Raw genomic sequence first — 3,399 nt, forward strand, 5'->3', positions numbered from 1 at the left:
GTCCCCGCCGCGGCCGACGGTGCGCGGCCGCCGCTGCCGGCGTCCCTGCCGTACGGGCTGTTCGGGCTGGCCGCGGGCCTGCTCGTGCTGCTGGAGGGGTGGCGCGAGCCCTACGCCGTCATCGTGCTGACCGTCAGCATGGGGCCCGCCGAATGGCTGCTGTACCGCTACCGGGGGCTGTCGGTGGGCGCTCTGCGCGCCACCGCCACGCCCGCCGGATTCCGGCTGCGCTCGGCCGCCGTCCTCGCCCTGTGTCTGCTCGGCTATCTCCTGCCGCTGCTGCCCGCCGCCCTCCTCCTCGGCGCCGCACCGGCCGCCCTGCTCCCGCTCGCGGCCACGCTGTGGACCGCGCTGCTGCTCCAGGCGTTCGGCGATGCCTGGCCGCCGGCCGCGATCTGTCTGGCCGCGGCGGCCTTCGCCGGCGCGGTCACGCTGCTGCGCCTGCCGACGGGCCCGGTCGCGCTGCCCCTGTCCTGCGGCGCCGCGGCCCTGTGCCTCGTGGCCCGCGCGCTGCGGCTGCTCGGCCGGCCCGCCCGGCACGCCTGACTCGACCAACCCATCGGAAGGACCGACCAGTTGACCCCCGCACCGCTCGCCGCCGTCACCGGGGCCGAGGGATTCATCGGCTCCCACCTCACCGAGGCCCTCGTGGCCTCGGGACACCGGGTCAGAGCCATGGCCCAGTACAACTCCTTCTCCTCCTACGGCTGGCTGGAGACCCTCGCCCCGGACGTCCTCGACCACGTGGAGATCGTCCTCGGTGACGTCCGCGACCCCGGCTCGGTCCGCGGACTGCTCGAAGGCGCCGACGTGGCCTACCACTTGGCGGCCCTCATCGCGATCCCGTACTCCTACCGGGCCCCGCACAGCTACGTGGAGACCAACGTCACCGGCACCCTCAACGTCCTCGAAGCCGTGCGCGCGCTCGGCACACCCCGGCTCGTGCACACCTCCACCAGCGAGACCTACGGCACCGCGCAGACCGTGCCGATCACCGAGGACCACCCCATCAACACCCAGTCTCCGTACGCCGCTTCGAAGGCCGGCGGGGACCGGCTGGCCGACAGCTACCACGCGAGCTTCGGCACCCCGGTGGTAACGCTCAGGCCGTTCAACACCTTTGGCCCGCGCCAGTCGATGCGCGCGGTCATCCCCACCGTCATCGGCCAGGTCGCGGCGGGGGAGCGCACCCTCACCCTCGGCGATCTGCGGCCCACCCGCGACTTCACCTTCGTCAAGGACACCGCGCGGGCGTTCCTCGCGGTCGGCACCGCGCCCGCCGAGCAGGTCGTCGGACGCACCTTCAACGCCGGTACGGGCGGCGAGATCTCGGTCGGCGACCTCGTCGCGCTGATCGGCAAGGTCATGGACACCGCGCTCGACGTCCGCGCGGACCCGGCACGCATCCGGCCCGCGAACTCCGAGGTGCTGCGGCTCGTCGCCGACGCCACCCGGCTCCACCGGGCCACCGGCTGGCAGCCCGCCCACACCCTGGAGCAGGGCCTCGCGCACACCGCGGAGTTCTTCCGCGACCCGGCCAACCTGGCCCGCTACAAGACCGGCATCTACAACATCTGACCCCTCCGGCACGTCACGTCTTCTTCGAAGGAGAAGCCCATGCACGCAGTGATCCTGGCGGGAGGCAAGGGCGTCCGGCTGCGGCCCTACACCACCGCGCTGCCCAAGCCGCTCGTCCCCATCGGCGACCAGCACGCCATCCTGGAGATCGTGCTGCGCCAGCTGTCGGCGGCCGGCTTCACCCACTGCACCCTCGCGATCGGCCACCTCGGCGAGATCATCCGCGCCTACGTCGGCGACGGCTCCCAGTGGGGCATGGCGGTCGACTACGCCACCGAGGACAGCCCGCTCGGCACCATGGGCCCTCTGCTGGGCCTCAGAGACCGGCTGCCCGAGACGTTTCTCGTGATGAACGGCGATGTCCTCACCGACCTCGACTACGCCGACGTGCTGCGCCGCCACCAGGCGTCGGGCGCGCCGCTGACCATCTGCACCTATGCCCGCAAGGTGCACATCGACTTCGGCGTCCTCACCACGGACGCGAGCAAGGTCGTCGCCTTCACCGAGAAGCCCAGCATGGACTACCGGGTCTCCATGGGGGTCTACGGCCTCAGCCGCGCCACTCTCGACGGCTACACGCCGGGTCTGCCGCTCGGCTTCGACGAACTCGTCCTCGACCTGCTGAGGGACCATAACCCGCCGTACGCCTACGAGTTCGACGGCTACTGGCTGGACATCGGCCGCCCCGACGACTACGACCGGGCCAACGCCGAGTTCACCAGCCGCAAGTCCCTGCTGCTCAAGGGAGCCTGAGGACCGTATGCGCATTCTCGTCCTGGGCGGCACCGGATATCTGGGCCGCCATGTGGCCGTGCGGCTGCGCGCCCTGCCGGGGGCGCGGATCCTCGCCGCCGACCGTTCCTCCACCGACGGGTTCGGCGTCGACCTCGCCGCCGACCCGGTCGAGCGGCTCGCGAAGACCCTGGCGGCGGCCGCGCCCGACGCCGTGGTCAACTGCGCGGGCGTGACCGGCGGCGACCCGGTGACGCTGGCCGAGGTCAACGCCCGCGGCCCCGCCGTGCTGTGCGCCGCGCTGCGCGAGGCGGCTCCCACGGCGCGTCTGGTGCACCTGGGCTCGGCCGCCGAGTACGGCCCCGGAGTCCCCGGCACCCCGGTCACCGAGTCGGCGCCCGCCTGCCCGGTCACCCTCTACGGCGCGACCAAGCTCGCCGGCACCGTCGCGATCACCGCCTCCGCCCTGGACGCGGTGGTGCTCCGCGTCGGCAACCCGGTGGGCCCCGGCGCGCCCGTGGCGAGCCTGCCCGGCCGGCTGGCCTCACTGCTCCGTACGGCCGGGCCGAACCCGGAGGCGGTCCTGCGGCTCGGGGACCTGTCCGCGCACCGCGACTTCGTCGACGTACGCGACGTCGCCCGGGCGGTGGTCCTCGCGGTCACAACGCCCGGACCTCTGCCGCCCGTTCTCAACATCGGCGGGGGAACGGCCGTAGCGGTGGGGGAGTTGGCGGAAGGACTGGCCCGACGGGCGGGATTCAGCGGGCGGTGGGAGGAGAACGCGGACGGCTCGGCGCGCTCCGCCCGGGTGTCGTGGCAGTGCTCGGACATCTCCGCCGCGGCCCGGGCCCTCGGTTGGCGGCCGGCCCACACCCTCGACGACGCGCTCACCGCGCTGTGGTCGGCCACGACGGAGGCCATGCCGTGAGCCTGCTCATCCCGCTGTATGTGCACCCGGCCGAGGACCCCGGCGCCTGGCACCGGCTGATCACGGCGGCCGCCCGCATCCACGCGGTCGTCCTCAACCCGGCGAGCGGACCCGGCACCGCCCCGGACCCCGCGTTCACCGCGGCCGCCCGGGCGCTGCAC

General features: G+C 73.6%; 4 protein-coding genes and 1 pseudogene. All 5 read left to right on the forward strand.

Translation table 11 applies throughout. From position 1 onward, the window contains the following. Window positions 1-546, forward strand: a pseudogene (locus M878_RS000000100695) (hypothetical protein); the annotation flags it as partial. A gap of 30 nt (window positions 547-576) precedes the next feature. Then, window positions 577-1,578, forward strand: a complete 1,002-nt coding sequence (locus tag M878_RS88420; RefSeq protein ID WP_023553209.1) for a GDP-mannose 4,6-dehydratase — start codon at window positions 577-579, stop codon at window positions 1,576-1,578. A gap of 39 nt (window positions 1,579-1,617) precedes the next feature. Continuing rightward, window positions 1,618-2,331 carry a nucleotidyltransferase family protein gene (locus tag M878_RS88425; protein ID WP_023553210.1) on the forward strand — a complete coding sequence of 238 codons (714 nt, stop codon included), beginning with the start codon at window positions 1,618-1,620 and terminating at the stop codon, window positions 2,329-2,331. 7 nt (window positions 2,332-2,338) lie between these two features. After that, on the forward strand, window positions 2,339-3,238 hold the full coding sequence (locus M878_RS88430) for an NAD-dependent epimerase/dehydratase family protein (RefSeq protein WP_023553211.1): 900 nt from the start codon (window positions 2,339-2,341) through the stop codon (window positions 3,236-3,238). Beyond that, a partial coding sequence (locus M878_RS000000100700) for a spherulation-specific family 4 protein (protein ID WP_245238309.1) occupies window positions 3,208-3,399 on the forward strand: 192 nt, incomplete at its 3' end. The genes M878_RS88430 and M878_RS000000100700, both read left to right, overlap by 31 nt.

Origin of the sequence: Streptomyces roseochromogenus subsp. oscitans DS 12.976, from assembly GCF_000497445.1 — a bacterium.
GTDB lineage: Bacteria > Actinomycetota > Actinomycetes > Streptomycetales > Streptomycetaceae > Streptomyces > Streptomyces oscitans.

Coding starts and splice junctions, on each gene's coding strand:
- M878_RS88430 (WP_023553211.1), top strand. CDS start 2,339: ATGCGCATTCTCGTCCTGGGCGGCACCGGATATCTGGGCCGCCATGTG.
- M878_RS88425 (WP_023553210.1), top strand. CDS start 1,618: ATGCACGCAGTGATCCTGGCGGGAGGCAAGGGCGTCCGGCTGCGGCCC.